Origin of the sequence: Clostridium pasteurianum (assembly GCF_001705235.1) — a bacterium.
In the GTDB taxonomy this organism is placed as follows: domain Bacteria; phylum Bacillota; class Clostridia; order Clostridiales; family Clostridiaceae; genus Clostridium_S; species Clostridium_S pasteurianum_A.
Window position 1 is genome coordinate 3088455 of record NZ_MCGV01000001.1, and the last position, 17983, is coordinate 3106437.

20 protein-coding genes are annotated in these 17983 nt (G+C 30.3%); 19 read left to right on the forward strand and 1 reads right to left on the reverse strand.

Going from position 1 to position 17983, the window contains the following annotated elements:
* Positions 1-10: 10 nt before the first annotated feature.
* The 3 genes from BEE63_RS13830 to BEE63_RS13840 are packed head-to-tail and all read left to right on the forward strand — an operon-like array spanning position 11 to position 2988.
* Positions 11-832 carry a carbohydrate ABC transporter permease gene (locus BEE63_RS13830; protein WP_066023240.1) on the forward strand — a complete coding sequence of 274 codons (822 nt, stop codon included), beginning with the start codon at positions 11-13 and terminating at the stop codon, positions 830-832.
* A gap of 40 nt (positions 833-872) precedes the next feature.
* On the forward strand, positions 873-2228 hold the full coding sequence (locus BEE63_RS13835) for an ABC transporter substrate-binding protein (protein WP_066021945.1): 1356 nt from the start codon (positions 873-875) through the stop codon (positions 2226-2228).
* Between the two features lie 22 nt (positions 2229-2250).
* Positions 2251-2988, forward strand: coding sequence for a glycerophosphodiester phosphodiesterase (locus tag BEE63_RS13840; RefSeq protein WP_066021946.1), 738 nt, complete (start codon positions 2251-2253; stop codon positions 2986-2988).
* Between the two features lie 101 nt (positions 2989-3089).
* Here the strand turns inward: BEE63_RS13840 and BEE63_RS13845 are convergent, their stop codons facing one another.
* Complete coding sequence (locus BEE63_RS13845) at positions 3090-3992, reverse strand: TraB/GumN family protein (RefSeq protein WP_066021947.1); 903 nt, start codon at positions 3990-3992, stop codon at positions 3090-3092.
* Positions 3993-4319: 327 nt separating this feature from the next.
* Here BEE63_RS13845 and BEE63_RS13850 point away from each other — a divergent pair, with 327 nt between their 5' ends.
* From BEE63_RS13850 to BEE63_RS21980, 16 genes are all read left to right on the forward strand, one after another.
* Positions 4320-4994, forward strand: a complete 675-nt coding sequence (locus tag BEE63_RS13850; RefSeq protein WP_066021948.1) for a hypothetical protein — start codon at positions 4320-4322, stop codon at positions 4992-4994.
* Positions 4995-4999: 5 nt separating this feature from the next.
* Positions 5000-5557, forward strand: coding sequence for a sigma-70 family RNA polymerase sigma factor (locus tag BEE63_RS13855; RefSeq protein ID WP_066021949.1), 558 nt, complete (start codon positions 5000-5002; stop codon positions 5555-5557).
* A gap of 3 nt (positions 5558-5560) precedes the next feature.
* On the forward strand, positions 5561-6232 hold the full coding sequence (locus BEE63_RS13860; RefSeq protein WP_066021950.1) for a hypothetical protein: 672 nt from the start codon (positions 5561-5563) through the stop codon (positions 6230-6232).
* A gap of 62 nt (positions 6233-6294) precedes the next feature.
* Positions 6295-6492: a hypothetical protein gene (locus BEE63_RS13865; protein ID WP_066021951.1), complete on the forward strand. Its 198-nt coding sequence runs from the start codon at positions 6295-6297 to the stop codon at positions 6490-6492.
* A gap of 73 nt (positions 6493-6565) precedes the next feature.
* Positions 6566-7372 carry a Cof-type HAD-IIB family hydrolase gene (locus tag BEE63_RS13870; protein ID WP_066021952.1) on the forward strand — a complete coding sequence of 269 codons (807 nt, stop codon included), beginning with the start codon at positions 6566-6568 and terminating at the stop codon, positions 7370-7372.
* Between the two features lie 18 nt (positions 7373-7390).
* Positions 7391-8212, forward strand: a complete 822-nt coding sequence (locus BEE63_RS13875; protein ID WP_066021953.1) for an alpha/beta fold hydrolase — start codon at positions 7391-7393, stop codon at positions 8210-8212.
* 147 nt (positions 8213-8359) lie between these two features.
* Positions 8360-8842: a flavodoxin domain-containing protein gene (locus tag BEE63_RS13880; RefSeq protein ID WP_066021954.1), complete on the forward strand. Its 483-nt coding sequence runs from the start codon at positions 8360-8362 to the stop codon at positions 8840-8842.
* A 1-nt stretch (position 8843) separates the two neighbouring features.
* Positions 8844-9623 carry a hypothetical protein gene (locus BEE63_RS13885; RefSeq protein WP_066021955.1) on the forward strand — a complete coding sequence of 260 codons (780 nt, stop codon included), beginning with the start codon at positions 8844-8846 and terminating at the stop codon, positions 9621-9623.
* A 19-nt stretch (positions 9624-9642) separates the two neighbouring features.
* Complete coding sequence (locus BEE63_RS13890; protein WP_066021956.1) at positions 9643-10263, forward strand: TetR/AcrR family transcriptional regulator; 621 nt, start codon at positions 9643-9645, stop codon at positions 10261-10263.
* A gap of 287 nt (positions 10264-10550) precedes the next feature.
* A complete protein-coding gene (locus tag BEE63_RS13895) occupies positions 10551-11957 on the forward strand; it encodes a PTS transporter subunit EIIC (RefSeq protein ID WP_066021957.1) in 1407 nt (468 codons plus the stop codon).
* Between the two features lie 14 nt (positions 11958-11971).
* On the forward strand, positions 11972-12718 hold the full coding sequence (locus BEE63_RS13900; RefSeq protein WP_066021958.1) for a ChbG/HpnK family deacetylase: 747 nt from the start codon (positions 11972-11974) through the stop codon (positions 12716-12718).
* 158 nt (positions 12719-12876) lie between these two features.
* Positions 12877-13341 carry a PTS sugar transporter subunit IIA gene (locus BEE63_RS13905; RefSeq protein WP_066021959.1) on the forward strand — a complete coding sequence of 155 codons (465 nt, stop codon included), beginning with the start codon at positions 12877-12879 and terminating at the stop codon, positions 13339-13341.
* 10 nt (positions 13342-13351) lie between these two features.
* A complete protein-coding gene (locus BEE63_RS13910) occupies positions 13352-14254 on the forward strand; it encodes an alpha/beta hydrolase (protein WP_066021960.1) in 903 nt (300 codons plus the stop codon).
* A 17-nt stretch (positions 14255-14271) separates the two neighbouring features.
* A complete protein-coding gene (locus BEE63_RS13915; protein ID WP_066021961.1) occupies positions 14272-15180 on the forward strand; it encodes an alpha/beta hydrolase in 909 nt (302 codons plus the stop codon).
* A 30-nt stretch (positions 15181-15210) separates the two neighbouring features.
* Positions 15211-16611: a glycoside hydrolase family 32 protein gene (locus tag BEE63_RS13920; protein ID WP_066021962.1), complete on the forward strand. Its 1401-nt coding sequence runs from the start codon at positions 15211-15213 to the stop codon at positions 16609-16611.
* Between the two features lie 397 nt (positions 16612-17008).
* Entirely contained in the window at positions 17009-17983 is a 975-nt protein-coding gene (locus BEE63_RS21980) for a LacI family DNA-binding transcriptional regulator (RefSeq protein WP_431732487.1), read from the forward strand.

Consider the following 17983-nt stretch of genomic DNA (forward strand, 5'->3'; position numbering starts at 1 on the left):
TGTAGTGAATATGAATAAGAAAATGAAAAAGACAGCGCTTTACGTTATAAACATTATATTTGGTTTACTTATGATAGCTCCACTTATATATGCACTTTCAGTGAGCTTCATGTCACCAAGTGAGATATTTACGTATCCACCAAAGCTTGTACCAAAAGGTTTGTATCTAGGTAATTATATTAATGCATTAAAAACGGCACCTATACTTAGATTCATATTGAATAGTTTTATTGTATCTTCTATTGTAACTGTAATGCAAATCATAATAGCTTCCATGGCAGGCTTTGCTTTTTCCTTTTTAGAATTTAAGGGAAAAAAGGTGCTATTTATTGTTATTCTGGCTACGATGATGATTCCCGGTGAAACCATAATGATATCAAACTATTTAACTATTAGTTCTTTTAAATGGCTTGATAGTTATAAAGCTTTGATAGTACCATATTTAACTTCTGCTATGGGAATATTTATGATGAGACAGTACTATTTAACACTGCCTAAGGAACTTTATGAGGCTGCTAAAATAGATGGATGCAGCAATTTTAAGTTCCTAACGAGAATTCTTATGCCAATTTCAAAACCTGCTGTGGGTTCACTTGGTGTTTATATATTTCTTACCACGTGGAATCAGTATATGTGGCCTCTACTGGTAACAAGTAAACCAGCTTCGAGAACTGTTCAAATTGGTATAAGTATGCTTGAGTTTTCTGAAAATCAATCTTTTGGTTTAGTAATGGCTGGTATCATAATGGTTTTATTGCCATCCATATTAATATTTATAATAGGACAAAAGCAGTTAATAGAAGGTATGACTGCGGGCTCAGTAAAAGGTTAAAAATAATCTAAAATTGTAATTCTATTCAAGGGGGAAAAACATGAGAAAAAAATTAATAAGTTTAGTATTAGTAGGTGCAGTAGTAGCAACATTATTATCGGGATGTGCAAGTAGCAGCAGTAAAAATGATGACAAGGCTTCATCAAACAAAACTGTACAACTTACATTCTGGCATTCTATGGGTGGAAAAAATGGAGAAGCTATAACAAAAATGGTTAATGATTTTAATGCTTCACATAAAAATATTAAAGTTACCGCTCAATTTCAGGGAAAATATGACGATGCAATTAATAAGCTTAAAAGTGCAGAAAAAGGCAGCGGTGCGCCGGATGTTATGCAGGTGTATGATATAGGTACAAGATTTATGATTGACAGCAAATGGGCTGTTCCAGTGCAGAATTTTATAGATGAAGATAAGTATGATACATCAAGTCTTGAGCCTAATTTGCTTGGATACTATACAATTAATAAGAAACTTTATTCTATGCCTTTTAACTCATCTACACCAATTTTGTATTATAATAAAGATGCATTTAAAGCAGCCGGCTTAGATCCTAATAATCCTCCAAAGACATTCTCTGAGGTAGAAGCAGATGCAAAAGCTTTAACTAAAAAGGATGGTTCTGGTAAAGTAACTCAGTATGGATATGCTATGGCTATATACGGCTGGCTTTTTGAGCAGTATATGGTTAAGCAGGGCAAGGATTATGCTAACAATGGAAATGGTAGAACAAAAGCAGCAACAGCAGTTGCATTTGATAAGAATGGTGCTGGACTTAAATTCTTAAATGAATGGAAGAAGTTAGTTGACAGTGGTTATGCTGCGAATTTTGGTAGAAATGAAGATGATACTGAAAATGCGTTTATAGCTGGAAAAACTGCAATGTACATTGAATCAACAGCTGATTTAGGTTCTGATTTAAAGTCTATTGGCAATAAATTTGAACTCGGAACTGCACCACTTCCTTCTCTTGATGGAGTTAAAAATGGAGGAGTGTCTATAGGTGGAGCATCATTATGGGTACTTGATAACAAGGATAAAGCAAAACAAAAAGCAGCATGGGAATTTATAAAGTATATGGTATCAACTAATGAGCAGGCTTACTGGAATACTCAAACAGGATATTTCCCTGTAACTAAAAAAGCATATGATACTCAAACTTTTAAGGATAACCTAAAAACTCATCCACAATTCCAGACAGCTATAGATCAACTTCATGCATCGCCTAAAACTGCAAAAGGAGCTTTACTTGCTGTATTCCCTGAAGCTAGACAGAGCATAGAAGGGGAAATAGAAAAAATGCTTCAGAATAATGAAACACCAGAAGCAGCAATTAAAAATGCAGCAAGCAGTATAAATGAAGCTATAAAAAATTATAATGACTCAAATAAATAGAAGAAAGAGATGAATATTTAATATGGGAAAAACTTTGAATATTGCACACAGGGGATTTAGTGGAATTTATCCAGAGAACACAATGCTTGCCTTTAGAAAAGCTGTAGAGGAAGGTGCAGATGGAATTGAAACAGATGTACAGATGACGGTTGATGGGGTGCTTGTTATTTGCCATGATGAAAAGGTAGATAGAACTACTGATAAAAAGGGGTTTATATCAAAATATAGATATGATGAACTTTCTAAATTGGATGCTGGAATTAAATTTGGAGAGGATTATGCAGGGGAGAGGATACCTACCCTTGATGAGTTTCTTGATTATGTGAAAGATAAAAATATTCTTATAAATTTAGAACTCAAAAACAGCATAATACCTTATGAAGGATTGGAGAAGGGAACTATAGATAAAATTTATGAATATGGGCTAGAGAAAAATGTTATAATCTCTTCTTTTAATCATTATTCCATGGTGAAGGTAAAAGAACTTGATTCTAATATGAAAACTGGATTATTGTGTGCTGCAACTATTTATAATGCAGGTAAATATGTAAAAGGGGTTGGTGCTGATGCACTTCACCCATTTTTCCCATCAGTCATGGATTATAAAAAAGTAGAAGAAATTAGAAGCCAAAAGCTAATGATAAATACTTATACGGTAAATGAAGAGAAATACATGAGAGAGCTTATAAAGCTTAATGTAGATGGTATTATAACAAACTATCCAGATAAACTAAAAAGGATACTTAGAGAAGAAAAATAATTGATTAGAATTTATGAGAATATTAAGTATAGGTACTTGAAATGATTAAAAAGAAAAGTTGTCCACAAAAGTCTTTATGACCTTGTGGACAACTTTTTTAGTTATAATCTAGTAACTTTATAACCTTTACTTTTTAGCATTTTAATAAGACCATCAGGACCAAGTACATGTTCCGTGCCAACTACTATGAAGTACTTTTTACCTGATTTTATATAGTTTTCTATTTTGGTACACATATCATTGTTTACTTGTAAAATAGATAAGTTGTACAATTCACTTTTAAATTTATCTTTTGAATTTTTGCCCAAATCAATTTTGTCAAAGTATGATGTATTACCATTTATAACTGCATTATACCTAGTATCAAATTGCTTTTTTACATCATCTTCATAAGGTATAGTTTCAAGCGTGCAATTTTGATAAGTATCGCCGCCTATAGCTGCGATTTTAAGCTGAGTAGACATGCTTTCCAAGGGAATTATTTTTTTATTGCTTACTTTTGCTCTTGACATAAAAATAGAATCTATCCCTTTGGAAGCAGATATATGGGAATATGATAACTCTTCAGCAGTAATTAAGGAAGCAACATATATAAGATTATCATTTTTGTAAGTATCAAGCTTTAAGCCAAGTCTATTCATAATTGGTTCTATGTGATTTTTAGCTGCAGGGCTTATGTGTTTATATAAATTATCTCCTTTCGGATAAGTTGAAGCTTTTCCATACTTAGTCATTGCTTTGGCATCTGTAAGGTTAACTTCTACACCAAGTGCAGAGGATTCTTTATAGGCATTTTCAACCGATTTTGAAAAGTTAATGGATTCACCGTCTTTTCCCAAATGTATTGTCCCACCTAAATATAGATATTTTCCGTTCTTTTCAACTTTATAAAATATACACTTTGAAGCAGGCTTAGTATACTTCTTTACATTGTATACCACAGCTAAGGTTACTGGAATTAAGATTAATATTAAAATTATAATTGAATTTTTCTGCTTTTTCATTTTGAATTCCCCCAATATAATATATTTTAATTTAAGATGATGTAAATTAAGTTTCACATTTGGTTTCTATGAAAGCCAGTTCAACTATTAATTTATACATGCACCAAAATGCTTTGAAGCTAGCATTTTAGTACAAGTACAAATTAAGTTTCACGTTTGGTTTCATTTATATATACTTCTTCAATATGGATTTTCTATCAAAAAATATAAAAAATAATTATAATTATAATTATGATAAAAAATAATACTTCAATGAGTATATATAGTGAAAGCACCACATTATGTATTATTGTGATTTTACTGAACATAAGGTAGGAGGCGAGATAAATGGATTATAGGGAAGAGCTTAAATCTTTTAACGATGTAGTAGTTAGTGAAGAAGAGATAAAAAAATATGAAACTACAAAGCTTAGTGATGATGTGCTCTCTAAAATGAAGAAGAAGACAAAAATGCTGTATAAAAGAATTAGTATGGAGGAATCATTTAGGAAGGTTGAGAAGCAGTTTGAAGATGGCGAAAAAGTAAAATATGTATTTTGGGCGGAAACCTATGGTGTTAGGAAATGTCAAATGGGATGCGGCGGATATTATTCAATGTCAGGAGCGGCATGGACTTCTTGGCCTACTAAAACTGGAATTATTTTAACTAATAAAGGTATTTTTGGAGTAGAAGCAAATGACGCTTATGTGGCTCTAAAAATAAAGCACTTTAAGTTTAATGAAGTAGAGTATATACAAAGTAAGAAGTTTCACAAGGATTTTACTGTGCTTACTATACTACCAACAAAAGGAGAGAAAATTCAAATAGAGCTATATGATGAAGATAATCACATAAAGTTTATTGATTTTATTAAGAATAGCAATATTAAATTGGATATAAGGATGATAAGTACCAGTAGAAAAGAAAAAATTCAAGGAATTATAATTACAATATTTGTTCTGATGTTTTTGATACTTATTATTTTCAGTGCATTTTATAGATCGGGATTAATAAAGGGGTGAAAGAGATGGAGCAAAATGATGAAAAGATAGTTGAGGGCATACTGAAAAAGGATATGTATGCACTTAATAATTTAATAGATGCTTATGGAGGTATAATCCACAATGTGGCAGCTTCTGTATTAAATGAAAGTCATGAAAGTGAAAGCATAGAGGAATGCACCGATGATATATTAATGTGTCTTTGGAGAAATATGGATTGTTTTTCTAAGGAGAGAGGAAATTTAAAGTGCTGGATAATTGTAATTTCTAAGAATAAAGCATTAACTTATAAAAAGAAATTAAAAAAGCTTAAAAGAAATATTGATTTAGATAAAGTTAAAATAGATTCGTCAGTAAATGTTGAAGAGGAGTATTTAAAAGAAGAAAATAAGGAGTCAGTACAAAAGCTTTTAAATAATTTAAAAATAAGGGACAAGGAAATTTTTGTGAAGCGATATATAAAAGGCGAGGATATTGAAGAGATAGCTGAAGAAATGAATTTAACTTCAATCTCTATTTACAATAGGCTCAGCCGGGGTAGGAAAAAATTAAAAAAAATCTTAAGTTCAGGTAGGGGGGTGTAGCTCATGGAAGACAGAGCTATATTAAGAGCTTACAATGATGTGATAGTTAGTGAAGAAGAGATAAAAAAATATGAAACTACAAAGCTTAGTGATGATGTGCTTTCTAAAATGAAGAAGAAGACAAAAATGCTGTATAAAAGGGTTAATATGGAGGAGTCATTTGAAAAGGTTGAAGAGCAGTTTGAAGATGGTGAAAAAGTAAAATACGTATTCTGGGAACCTACCTATATGATTAGAGAGTATCAGGCTATGTGCGGTGGATGGGCTGCTACAGCAGGAGCTATGTGGACTTCCTGGCCTACTAAAACGGGAGTTATTTTAACTAATAAAGGTATCTTTGGAATAGAAGTAAATGATGCGTATGAAGCTTTAAAAATAAAACATTTTAGCTTTAATGAAGTAGATTATATAGAAAGTAGAAATCTGGATAAGATTACAGTTATATTTACTATAAAACCAGTTAGGGGAGAGGAAATTAAGTTAGAAATATGCGGTAGTGACAATTATATAAAGTTTTTAGATTGTATTAAGAAAAATAACATTAAGTTGGATATACGTGTAAGGAGGTATGGTAGAAAGGAAAAAATCAACATGTTTATATGGACAATTATTTTGGTTTTAATAATTTTATTAGGCTTAATATTACCTATTGAGAGTAGTTTTTGTAAAAAGTAGAGAATTTTATTACTATATAATTAAAATTTAACAAGGTCATGTTTTATAAAGAGGTGAAATAAATGAATGAAAATGATGAAAAGATAGTTGATGGCATACTGGAAAAAGATATGTATGCACTTAATAAATTAATAGATGCTTATGGAAGTACTAAGGATAAAATTAGATTTGCTATAGAAATAATACTTCTTACAATAGTTTGGGGAATTTTAATTATTGGTACGTTTTCATCACTGGATTTTAGCCGTGTACTAAAATAACATGAATTGTTTAGTTTATGTACAAACTGTTATAATTAGAGTATTCTAAAAAATTACTAAAGGGTGATAATACTTGAAAAAGAGATTTGATGGATGGACCTTAATATCAGATATGGATGATACTTTAATTAATAGCAATAGAGAAATTTCAAAAAATAATATTGAAGCTATAAAAAAGTTTCAAAGTTTAGGTGGAAAATTCACTATAGCTACTGGAAGAACTATGGAGTCAGCTTATAGATATATAAAAGATCTTCCAGTGGATTTGCCTGTGATACTTTATAATGGCACAAAAATATATGATTTTAATAATAATAAAACAATATTTGAAAAGTTTCTTGAAGATAGAGTTAAGGATATCATAAAAGAAGTTAATAAATATGATTCTTCATATGGAATAGAAGTTTACTGCAACGAAAATACTTATGTTTATAGTTCATGTAGATTTACTGAAAGATTTAAGAAAAGGGGATACGAAGTTTTTTATGGTGTTCCAGAAGAAGTATTAAAGGAAAGTTGGTCAAAGGTTCTTATAATAGGAGAAAAGGATAAGGAAGACTATCTTGAGAAAAACTTTGAAAAATTGTTTGGAAAGGTTAATTTGGTTAGAAGTGGAGAAAATTATCTTGAAATAATTGCTCCGGGCTTATCAAAGGGAGCTGCGCTAGAAAGGCTTTGTAAAAAAGAGAATATAGATATTAGTAAAGTTATTTCTGTTGGTGACAACATGAATGATTGTGAGCTTATAACAAAAGCTGGACATGGATTCTGTGTGGCAAATGGCAATAAAAAGCTTATAGAAATGTGTGATAACGTAAGTGTTTCAAATGATGAAAATGCTATTGAATATATCGTTAATTGGGCTTTAGAAAATTTGTAGGTAAAAGGAGTTATAAAAATGAAACTTAAGATAAAGGATATACTATTGAATTATAAGGTGTTTGGAGAAGGCAAGCCTATTGTTATAGTGCATGGTTATTCTGTTGATTATAGAGTTATGTTTAAATCTATGGAAAATCTATTTACCAAAGAAAGCTGTTATAAGAGGATATATGTGGATTTACCTGGAATGGGTGAATCTACGAGTGCAGACTGGATTAAAAGTTCTGATGATATGCTTGATATTCTAGTTGAATTTATAAATAAAGTTACATCTGGTGAAAAGTTTTTACTTGCAGGTGAATCTTATGGTGGATATCTTGTGAGAGGAGTATTATATAAAATACCTAAAAAGGTTAGTGGACTTTTATTAGTTTGTCCAGCTATAATAGCAGATTTTAAAAAGAGGACGGTTCCAGAACATACAGTATTAGTTAAAGACAATGAATTAAAGTCTAAGATAAGTGAAGAAGCTTATGATGATTTTAATTCAATATCAGTAGTACAGAATGAAAATATATATAAAAGATATGATGAAGAAATAATGTCAGGTGTTAAATTAGGAGATGAGAAATTTTTAAGGAGACTTCAAGAAACAGGGTATAGTTTTTCGTTTAATGTGGATAATTTAAGTGAAAAATTTTATGGGCCAACGCTTATGCTGCTTGGAAGACAGGATTCGGTTGTTGGATATAAGGATGCGTGGAGTATACTAGAGAATTTTCCAAGGGCAACTTTTGCGGTGATTGATATGGCTGGACACAATCTTCAAATTGAACAGGAAAAGATTTTTAATACACTTGTTACTGATTGGATTAAAAGAGTTCATATTGAAAATTAAAATATGTGAAAGTTGCTTAAACTTTTAAGGCAAATGCATTTTTCATACTAAAATCTACTTTGACATAAATATTGGTTATTGCTATAATTTTATTAAACAGTGTTCAATAAAGTATGGTAGTTTAATAAAATTATATGGGGTGATAAAATGAAGACAGTAATTATCTATTCTACTAAACATGAATTTACTAAGGATTGTTCTATAAAATTGTCTCAAAAATTAAATGGAGACGTTGAGTTATTTAATTTAAAAGAAAATAATGATGTGAAATTAGATCAATATGATAATGTTATTATAGGAAGTCCAATTTATATGGGGCAAATACTTAAGGAAATACAGAAATTTTGCATGGAAAATCTAGACAAATTAAAGGACAAAAATATAGGATTATTTCTATGTGGTATGAGTGAAGAGAAAAAAATGCAAGAATTCTTTAATGCGTTTCCAGAAGCACTTTTAAATAAATCCATTGTAAAGGAGTGTTTTGGTGGAGCGTTTATATTTAAGAAAATGAATTTCTTTGAAAAATTTATTGTTAAGAGGATAACTAAAAGCAGTGATGATATGATGAAGAACGAAGAAGAAAATATTGATAAATTTGCACAAAAATTTAATTTAATAGAAAAGTAATATGAGAAAAAAACAATTTTTTAAAATACTGCTAATTAGTTTTGTTGCTATAATGCTGCGTGGAATTTTACAGGGAATAATACCTACAGAAAAAAGTTATTTTGAGCCTAGTATGCTTGCTAAAAAAGGGATCGTACTGCCTGTACTTATTATTTATGGTACAGTTGTATATATGGCTATTTCCTATACATTTGTATTTGCCCAAAAAGGAATGAGTGGAAAAAAGCTAATAAGAGGCATTAAGTTTGGATCACTTTTTGCCCTTATGTGGATAGTTTATCTTTTGGAACCAATGCCAAGTAATTCAGTTATGGATATGATATATTATCCAGTCATTGATGGTGTAACTTTAGTAATATTGGGTACATTTTTAGGAAAATTTGTGGTGCAAGAAACAAGCTATACGAAAAATAGTTCAAATAAAATATCTATATTAAGAATCATGATTATTACACTTGTATTTACAATTGGCAGGATAATTGAGTACAAAGTTTTCAATGTGAACTATTCACAAACTAGTACATTTGTTTGGAATGTTGCAGCTGGAAGTAGTATAGGATTTATTTTTGAGTGCTTAAAACCAGCTTTAGCAAATAAAAGTAAAATAATGATGTCTATAATATTTGGAACAGTCATATTTGGAGTGAATTTAATATTCTTTAATTTTTTTATGTTAGTTATAGTTAAGGTAAATGTTTTGAACTTGATTTTAACAACAGTTTTAGATATTGTATTTATAACTATAGGGTGCTTTACGGCTGTAAAAGTTAAAGAAAGATAAAATTTTCATGGAGGAAAAAATGGGAATTGCAGAAAGACGAAAATTGGAAATAGAAAACCTAAAGAAAAGGATAATAGATGCTGCTGAGGAGCTTTTAATTAGTGATGGCTATGAAAATTTATCTATAAGAAAAATAGCCAGTAAAATTGAGTATTCGCCGGGAATTATTTATCATTATTTTAAAGACAAAGGTGAAATAATGGATAAAATTGTTACAAGAGGATACAATAATATGTTAAGTAAGTTAAGTGAAGTTACTGTTGATGCAGAAAATCCAGAGAAAACACTTGTCCAAGGACTTAAGATTTACATTGAATATATGTTAGAGAATCCAGAACAGTTTAGGGCTATATTAATGAATAATATAAGTGAAGTTCAGTATAAAGTAAATATACTAGAAAAGGGCATTTCAAAAGATAGAGAGAGTATTGGAAGATTGAGCAAGTTAATAGGATTGTGCATTGAAAAAGGTAAGTTTAGAAAAATGGATAAGGAGCTTGCTGCACAAATAATATGGAGTGCTACATATGGGCTTGTATCAAGATTAATACTCGAAGGAAATATTTCTAAAGAACAAAAGGATAGGCTTATAAATCAACATTTTGATGTAATTTTTAATGGTCTTTTGGAGAAAAATTGAATCGCTTTTTATATATCCAATCACGATTTTGTGCTTGGATATATTTTTCTATATAAGAAAAAGAAGATGTTGACAAGCTATGAAAACGATATTATAATATGAATATGGAACCGGTTCCCCAGGGCGAAATTTAATTGACTGAGTGATATAAAAGAATTTATTGTAACAAAAACTTCGATATGATGTACTTGAAATCTGCTTGTTATGTGATAAAAAACGTTGTAAATATAATGCGTGGAATTTAGGATACATTTGAAGAACTTTTCTATTTAAAAAGGAGGAAGAAAATGAATCAAAGTGAGAAGTTTAAGAAACTAGCAGAGGAGATTTTAAATGAAGTGGGTGAGAAAGAAAACATTTTAAATTTTACCCATTGTGCTACAAGACTGCGTTTTAACTTGAAAAATGAAAGTATTCCAAGTGATGAAAAGATTAAGGAAATTAAAGGTGTACTTGGAGTTATTAGATCAGGTGGACAATTGCAGGTAATTATCGGTCAAGATGTATCTAAAGTTTACGATGAAGTTTGCAAAATGATTGGATTTCAAGATAATTCTAATATAGATGAAGCTGATAAACCAAAGAAAAAAGTAACAGTTAAGTCAGTTTTAAATGGAATATTAGATGCACTATCGGGAAGTTTAGTGCCAGCTATACCAGTTATTACAGCGGCAGCGTTTTTTAAGATGCTTGTTGCTATATTGGGACCATCAATGCTTAATGTAATTGGACCCAAAAGTGATTTCTATGTGTTAGCAACGTTTGTTGGAGATGCGGGTTTTTATTTCTTTCCAGTTATAATCGGATATACTTCAGCTAAAAAATTTAAAGTATCACCAGTTATGGGAATTTTACTGGGTGCAATTATGTTACATCCTACCTTTGTAGGTCTTGCTGGTAAAAGTTTTAGTGTTTATGGTATTCCTTGTTCAGTACAAAAGTATGGAAGTACAATTTTGCCAATAATTATGTCTGTTTATGTGATGTCATATGTTGAAAGATTCTTTAATAAGTGGTTGCCTTCTGCATTAAGAAGTGTTTTTGCACCAGCTTTCACAATTGCAGTTATGTTACCAATTAGTCTATGTGTTTTAGGACCTGCAGGTTCATTCTTAGGAAGTTATATTTGTAACGGTATTATATCATTACACGGAGTTGTTGGGTTCTTAGGAGTAGCAATAATTGGTGCAACATTTGAATTTTTAGTAATGAGTGGAATGCACATGATTTTAATTACTTTCTTATTTCAGATTTTTGCCACTGCAGGACATGAAAACTTTATAGCTGTAGGTATGATTGCAGCAACATATGCAGTAGCAGGAATATGTTTAGGAGCAGCTTTGAGAATTAAAGACCCTGAGCAAAAATCTTTGTCATTTGGTTTCCTTATATCTTTACTATTAGGTGGAGTTACTGAACCTGGTATATATGGAGTAGGCATTAGGTATAAAAAACCATTGTTAGGTCTAGTTGCTGGTGGTTTTGCAGGTGGATTATATATGGGAATTTTGAATATAGGACATTATACACTTGTACCTGCTACAAATGTAGTTGGATTATTAGCCTTTACTGGTAATGGAACTTCTAATCTAGTAAATGGTATTATAGGTTGCTTGATTTCATTAATTGTTGCTGCTGCTGTTACTTACTTCTTTGGCTTTGATAAAAATGATCCAATAGTAAAGAAGAATTAAGAAAGGATCGCACTATGAAAAAAATTTTAATTAGAGCAGATGATCTTGGATATAGTGAAGCTGTAAATTATGGAATAGAAAAATCTATAAAGGATGGACTCATTAAATCAGTTGGTATGATGCCAAACATGTATGCTGCAAGTCATGGATTCAATTTAATAAAAAATTATGATATTTGTTTAGGTCAGCATACAAATATTTGTATAGGCAAACCAGTTTGTGATCCCAAATTAGTTCCAAGTCTAGTTGATGAGAACGGCGAATTTAAATCATCAAGTTACTATCGTAATTCAAAGCAAGAGGTTGTTGTTTTAGAAGAAGTTATTATGGAGATTGAAGCGCAGTACAAACGATTTGTACAATTGACTGGGTATGAACCTAAATATTTAGATGGCCATGCTATTAATAGTAAGAACTTTTTTAAAGGATTAGAAATAGTAGCTAAAAAATTCAACTTAAAGTATTCGGGATTTACTCTTAATAATAAGCCTATGCTTGTAGGTAAAACAAATGTTTATATTCATATAGCTCATTCTATTGACCAAAAATCAATTGAGCCCTTAATTGAAGCAATTGAGCAGGGACATGATGGTGATTGTGACATGGTTATTACACATCCTGGATATATTGATGCATATATATTAGAAAATTCATCAGTAAATATTCCGAGAGTTTATGAAGTGGAAATGCTATGCAGTGAGACGGCAAAACAATGTTTGAATCGTAAGGATATTAAACTAGTAACATACAATGACTTATAATAAATAAAATTTTGGGAAGTAGCGATAATTAGTTAAAGTGTATAATTATAGTATATCAAATTTTTAAAAAGTATAGTGATTTAAAGTTAGGTAGGACTAGGTCGATACTTCCCCTTTAGTAATGTTTATGGTATTTATAGCTATAATGGAGGTTAAAAATGTTAGGGTTATTAAAAAAGAGTAGTAGTGATATAGTTGCGGTTTCTAATGCAATTATGTTTCCTATTGAAGAAGTTAAAGATCAGGTTTTTTCTCAAAAGTTAATGGGCGATGGTGTTGCTTTTAAATTATTAGATAATACCATTTCGTCTCCATGTGATGGTGAAATTACAACAATATTTCCCACTGGCCATGCTTTTGGAATTACAAGAAGTGATGGTGTTGAAATTTTGGTTCATATAGGAATTGATACAGTTAATCTTAAAGGAGAAGGATTTACAATTTTATCAAGCCAAGGTAAAAAGATTAAACATGGTGAACCAGTTATTAAGCTCGATTTAGATTTATTAAAGCAAAAGAATGTTGATTTGTCTACAATGCTTATTATTACAAATAGTAATGGAAAAGATATTCATTTTATTGATTATGGACAAGTTAGTAATAAACAAAAAATAAATTTATAGGAGTGTTCAAATGAAAAAAGAAGACTATTCAATTTATGAATATCGAATGAAAAAAGAAATACAAAATTATGAAGTTGTATATAATGAAAGATTAAATGGAAAATTTGAAAAAATTTCAGTAAGAACAAGTATTTCAGGATATGTGGATGGATATATATATAGACCAGAAAATTATGATGGTATAGAAGTGTTACCTGTAATGTTTAATTTTCACGGTGGTGGCAATGTTTTAGGGTATCCGGAAACTGATGGAATATATTGCCAAAGACTAGCGGACATTGCTCACTGTGCTGTAATTAATGTTGATTATTGTTTGGCTCCAGAATTTAAATTTCCTAAACCAATTTTATCAACATATGAGGCCATAGTTAAAATAAAGCAAAATAGTAAATTGTATAAAATTGATGCTAACAAAATTGTTGTTGGTGGACACAGTGCCGGAGGTTACATGGCTGTAGTACTATGTTTATTAGATCGTAAAGAGAAAAAAATTGGTATAAGTGGCCAGATTATAGATTATGCGCCGTTAAAACAATCTTTAAATGAAGAAGATAGAAAAGCACTTGATCCAAAGAAAGCAATGAGTTCTAAAAGAATTCTTCAATATATTAACTGGTATTTTGATGATCTTAATGATTTAAATGATCCTTTAGCATCTCCAATATTAGCAGATTTGCATGATCTTCCTAAAATGCTTGTTTTAGCTGCTGAATATGATGTACTGTCAAAAGATGAACAAGATTTTGCAAAGAAAGCTAAGGCTGCGGGAGTTGATGTGACATTTGAAATATTTAAGAATTGTCAACATGGTTTTACTCATAAATGCCTTAAGGAATATAATGAAAAAGAAGCTGATAGAGCATGGAGAATGATGGGGCAATTCTTGCTTGATGTTTTTTCTCGTAAGCAGTGAGAAATGGAGGAAGAGCAATGGAACTTAAAATGAAATACACATACGAAGAAATGCCTAAAGTAGTTAACTATCCTGAAGGAACAAAGGTAATAAAAGGAGATAAAAATAATATAAGAGGGTTTATTGGTAAAGATGTTATATACAATAAAGAGGACGGGATTGAATTAAAATTAAGACTTGTTTATCCAGATGAGTTTAATGAGAATAGAAAATACCCTCTATTTTTTCATGTTCAAGGTTCAGCCTGGATGAAACAAAATCTAAATAGTCATATTTTGGACTTTAAGGATGTTGTTACACATGGATATATTTTAGCAGTTGTAGAGTATCGACCTAGCGATGTTGCAATATTTCCAGCACAAGTATTAGATGCAAAATGTGCAATGAGATATATTAGAAATCATAGTGATGAACTTCGTATTGATATGAAAAATGTATTTATATCTGGTGAATCAAGTGGAGGGCACACATCTTCTTTATGTTGGGCTACATGGAAAAATTCTAAATTAGATTATACAGATGAACCACTTTGTAATGTAAGAGGATTTATTGATTTATATGGAATAAGTAATTTATCTACTATTTATAAATATTGTTCTGCTTTTGACCATGAAAAAGCTTCTCCAGCAACTATGATAATTGGTGCCCACAGTCTTCTAGGAAATTTAGACTTAGCATTAAAAGCTTCACCTGTTTACTATATTGATAATGATTCAAATGACGACCCATTATTAATTATGCATGGTAATAAAGATCGTGTTGTCCCATTTCAGCAAAGTATAGAATTATATGAGAAATGTATTAAGCATCATAAAAATGTAGACTTCTATTGTGTTGATGATGCTGATCATGGAGGTAATGTATTTTATTGTGAGGAAACAATGAATGTACTTATTGATTTTATGGAAAAATATACTGTTAAATAAAATATTGATAGCAGTAAAGAGGGTTTGATTATGGAAAGGATTTTTAAGCAGGCTGAGGAAAGAACGAAAGATGAAGTTAATCTTGATGAATGGAGATTGCAATACCATTTAATGCCACTAGTTGGATGGTTAAATGATCCCAATGGGCTATGTGAGTTTAATGGAACTTATCATATTTTTTATCAATATTCACCTACAAGTGCGGAAGGTAAAGAAAAGGGATGGGGACACTTTACAACAAAGGACTTTTTAACTTTCAAAAGGGAAGAAAATGCACTTTTCCCGGATAGCGATATTGATAAAGATGGAGCATATTCGGGAAGTGCGTATATAAGGGATAATCAAATATATTTTTTTTACACAGGAAATATTAAGTTTAAAGGAAATTTTGATTACATAAATGAAGGAAGAGGTCACTATTTAAATGGATTTACTTCAAAGGATGGTATACACTTCGGCAAAAAATATAATATTTTAAAGAATGAAAGCTATCCTGATGACCTGAGCTGTCATGTTCGTGATCCTAAAATTTATGAAGAAGACGGTGTTTTTTACATGGTTTTAGGAGCTCGCACGAAAAATAGTGTAGGCTGTGCTTTGATTTATGAATCCTTAGATTTAAAAGAGTGGAACTATAAAAGTAGAATTGAAACAAAACAACCATTTGGTTATATGTGGGAATGCCCCGATTTGTTTGAAATTGGTACAAAAAAGATTTTAATGGTATGCCCTCAAGGTCTTAAGAAGCGAGGTTACCAATATGAAAATATTTATCAGAGTGGTTACTTTTTTATTAAAGGTAATATAAAAGATAATTTGATGGTATATAATTTTACGGAGTTAGATTATGGATTTGATTTTTATGCACCTCAAACGTTTGTAGATAAAAGCGGCAGAAGAATAATGATTAGTTGGATGGGTTTACCGGATATTCCATATAAAAATCCAACTGTTAGTAAAGGCTGGCAGCATGCCTTGACTTTACCTAGAGTATTATTTTTAAAAGATGATAGTTTGTATCAGTATCCAATTGAAGAAACAAAAAAATTAAGAAAAAATCATGTTCATAGAATATTAGCTATAGATGAAGTTATTTCTACTTTAAGTAAGGTTTATGAAGCACAGCTTATGCCGCTCAATGATAATTTTAAAATCAGATTAAGAAAAGATGTTACTTTAAATTATTATAATCACATATTGACATTATCGTTAAAGGAAAGCGGTTATGGCAGAAATGAAAGACATGTAGAAATAAATAAAATAGAGCAAATAAATATATTTAGCGATACATCATCACTAGAAATATTTATTAATAATGGGCAAAAGGCTTTGACTACAAGGGTATATGATGATGAAAATGATACCTCGTTACAAGTAGATTCTCAGATGATTTTAGATCTGTATGAATTAAACAAATATAAAATAGTGTAGAAGGTAAATCTTATTTTACTTTCTATGCTAAAGTTATGTGATATACATATAATAATATACTTATAGGCAATGTATTGTATTCTTAAAGTATTTTGATTTCTGAAAATTTGAAATTTGCATATTTTATTGCATTTCGTGTAAGCTATTCTGAAAATAACCTATTTTTATGGTTATCTCATATATTTCAAATTAATTCACACAATAATTCACTATGGTTAATTCCAAAAGATATATCGTTAAGCTTGCCTTCAGATTCACCTTAACAGTAGGTAATATTGTAAATATATGTTTGATATTTTATGTATTTATAGTTATAATAGATTTTAAGAAAATTGTACCTGTGTTAAGGTTTATTAAGAATTAGGGGTGAGTTAAAATAAAAACTACAATAGCAGATATAGCTTCCATTGCAGGTGTAGCTAAAAGTACTGTATCTAGATATTTAAATGGTGGCTATGTTAGTGAACAGACTGGAAAAAAAATTTGTAAGGCAATAAGAGACACAAACTATGTTCCTAATAATTTTGCCCAAAGTTTAAAAGCAAAAAAGAATAATCTTATAGGTATAATTGTCCCAAGGTTAGATTCGTATGCAAATTCAAGGACATTAGCTGGAATAGATGAAAGATTAAGAGAGCTAGGATACCAATTAATAATATCATGTACAGGACAAAAGGTTAAAAGAGAAATTGAGAGTATAGAAAATCTTATAAATCAAAGAATTTCAGGAATTATTTTAATTTCAGGGAAAATATCAGATAAGCATAAGAAGGCTTTAGGAGAAAGTGATATACCAGTCATACTATTAGGACAGAAAAATGACGATTTTTATTGTGTTATGCATAATGATGAAGATGCAGGATATCAAATGGGTTCATACATAATAGATAAGGGCCATAGAAATATATGTTATGTTGATGTAGATAAAAAGGATGTTTCGGCATGGTCAAGAAGAAAATTAGGATTTCAAAAATGTATGAGAGATAATAATATAGATAGCGTTTCATTTTTTGAAAGTGATTCAACTATAGAAGGTGCCATTAAAATAGAAAAAAAAATATTAACTACTCAAAAACCAACAATTATTGCATGTGCTACGGATAATATTGCAATTGGAATTATTAAAGGATTAATAAAGAGAGGAATATCGATTCCTAAGGATATTTCAGTTATTGGAATAGGAGATTATGAGGTAGCGAGGATGGTAACTCCATCTTTGACAACAATTCATTATCCATATAAATCCTGTGGAAAGCTTTTAGCAGAGAAGATTGTAGATTTGATAACCGGAAATGATGTGGAACATGACACAATTATTCCAGTAAAATTAGTTGAGAGAGAAAGTGTGTCAATAATTTCGAAAGGATTTTAA

Excerpts from the sequence above, each read along its gene's own strand:
- BEE63_RS13830 (WP_066023240.1), top strand. The coding sequence starts at position 11 with ATGAATAAGAAAATGAAAAAGACAGCGCTTTACGTTATAAACATTATA.
- BEE63_RS13835 (WP_066021945.1), top strand. The coding sequence starts at position 873 with ATGAGAAAAAAATTAATAAGTTTAGTATTAGTAGGTGCAGTAGTAGCA.
- BEE63_RS13840 (WP_066021946.1), top strand. The coding sequence starts at position 2,251 with ATGGGAAAAACTTTGAATATTGCACACAGGGGATTTAGTGGAATTTAT.
- BEE63_RS13845 (WP_066021947.1), bottom strand. The coding sequence starts at position 3,992 with ATGAAAAAGCAGAAAAATTCAATTATAATTTTAATATTAATCTTAATT.
- BEE63_RS13850 (WP_066021948.1), top strand. The coding sequence starts at position 4,320 with ATGGATTATAGGGAAGAGCTTAAATCTTTTAACGATGTAGTAGTTAGT.
- BEE63_RS13855 (WP_066021949.1), top strand. The coding sequence starts at position 5,000 with ATGGAGCAAAATGATGAAAAGATAGTTGAGGGCATACTGAAAAAGGAT.
- BEE63_RS13860 (WP_066021950.1), top strand. The coding sequence starts at position 5,561 with ATGGAAGACAGAGCTATATTAAGAGCTTACAATGATGTGATAGTTAGT.
- BEE63_RS13865 (WP_066021951.1), top strand. The coding sequence starts at position 6,295 with ATGAATGAAAATGATGAAAAGATAGTTGATGGCATACTGGAAAAAGAT.
- BEE63_RS13875 (WP_066021953.1), top strand. The coding sequence starts at position 7,391 with ATGAAACTTAAGATAAAGGATATACTATTGAATTATAAGGTGTTTGGA.
- BEE63_RS13880 (WP_066021954.1), top strand. The coding sequence starts at position 8,360 with ATGAAGACAGTAATTATCTATTCTACTAAACATGAATTTACTAAGGAT.
- BEE63_RS13885 (WP_066021955.1), top strand. The coding sequence starts at position 8,844 with ATGAGAAAAAAACAATTTTTTAAAATACTGCTAATTAGTTTTGTTGCT.
- BEE63_RS13890 (WP_066021956.1), top strand. The coding sequence starts at position 9,643 with ATGGGAATTGCAGAAAGACGAAAATTGGAAATAGAAAACCTAAAGAAA.
- BEE63_RS13895 (WP_066021957.1), top strand. The coding sequence starts at position 10,551 with ATGAATCAAAGTGAGAAGTTTAAGAAACTAGCAGAGGAGATTTTAAAT.
- BEE63_RS13900 (WP_066021958.1), top strand. The coding sequence starts at position 11,972 with ATGAAAAAAATTTTAATTAGAGCAGATGATCTTGGATATAGTGAAGCT.
- BEE63_RS13905 (WP_066021959.1), top strand. The coding sequence starts at position 12,877 with ATGTTAGGGTTATTAAAAAAGAGTAGTAGTGATATAGTTGCGGTTTCT.
- BEE63_RS13910 (WP_066021960.1), top strand. The coding sequence starts at position 13,352 with ATGAAAAAAGAAGACTATTCAATTTATGAATATCGAATGAAAAAAGAA.
- BEE63_RS13915 (WP_066021961.1), top strand. The coding sequence starts at position 14,272 with ATGGAACTTAAAATGAAATACACATACGAAGAAATGCCTAAAGTAGTT.
- BEE63_RS13920 (WP_066021962.1), top strand. The coding sequence starts at position 15,211 with ATGGAAAGGATTTTTAAGCAGGCTGAGGAAAGAACGAAAGATGAAGTT.